The 946-nt window shown below is 65.8% G+C and carries 2 protein-coding genes; both read right to left on the bottom strand.

Translation table 11 applies throughout. From position 1 onward, the window contains the following. Positions 1-23 precede the first annotated feature (23 nt). Positions 24-398 carry a hypothetical protein gene (locus R5W23_RS09255; protein ID WP_320686087.1) on the bottom strand — a complete coding sequence of 125 codons (375 nt, stop codon included), beginning with the start codon at positions 396-398 and terminating at the stop codon, positions 24-26. Between the two features lie 114 nt (positions 399-512). After that, a partial coding sequence (locus R5W23_RS09250) for a DUF2262 domain-containing protein (protein ID WP_320686086.1) occupies positions 513-946 on the bottom strand: 434 nt, incomplete at its 5' end.

Raw genomic sequence — 946 nt, 5'->3', positions numbered from 1 at the left:
TACAGTCAGCAATGCGTCACACATCAGCCGGCGGTGTCAGGTGCAGCGCCGGGTTCGGCGTCTTTGCTGCCATCGGGGATAAGGCTGATGCGACGCTCGAACAACTCCCGATAGTACCCTACCGCGGAGGCGAACTCCGGGAAACGGGACCGCACCGTCTCGACGTCCCGCCAGAACCACTCCTCATCGAACCCTCGGAAGTTGACCGACGAGTAAACGGCCAAGTTGTGCAGGGCGTCGGCGACGGTACCGGCAAACCGCACCCACCGAGCTTCCCGACGCCAGTGGATCGGGCTCCAGGATCGCCACCCGCGCGGACCAGCGCCCTGTAACGTCCGGAAGTTGAGCATCGCCCAGTAAAGCAGGTACCGGTACGCGTTCTTCCGACGATCGTCCACCCGGAAGACCTCTCTTGCCGAACGAACAGCTCACCGGCACCGCCCGTCCCGATGAGCAGTGCGTCCCAGATCAGATGGCGGTGTCAGGTGCAGCGCCGGGTTCGGCGTGCTTTGCTACCCTGCCGTGATCACCTCGCCCACCGCCCCATCCGCCTCGACCGGAACCACGATCCAGTGACCGCCCAATAGCGAGCGGTCTGCGAACACCAACTCGACGACGCCGGTCACCTTGAATCTGACCGATAGCAGCCTCATCCGCTCCGCGAACTGTGCCTCCGTGACCTCGTCCTCGGGATCACAGAACTCGTTGTGTGCCGCGGTCAGCTGGCCCGCCACGACCTCACGCACCGTCTGCTCGGAGGCCCGAAGCCGATCCCACATCGGCCGCGCCCGCACCACGGCAACTCGAAACGCGGCCGGATCGTTGCCGGCCTCGACATGTAGGTCGATCCGGCGACCCGGCCCGAACTCGGCCGCGCCCTTCCACCATTCGAGGTGGTCGTCCCACGCCAGCGCTTCGAACGCTTCGCCCACCTCGTGCGCCTCCC

Origin of the sequence: Gemmata algarum (assembly GCF_034097035.1) — a bacterium.
In the GTDB taxonomy this organism is placed as follows: domain Bacteria; phylum Planctomycetota; class Planctomycetia; order Gemmatales; family Gemmataceae; genus Gemmata; species Gemmata algarum.
Note: the sequence above shows the minus strand (reverse complement) of the source record. Positions and strands in the feature narration are given on the sequence as shown.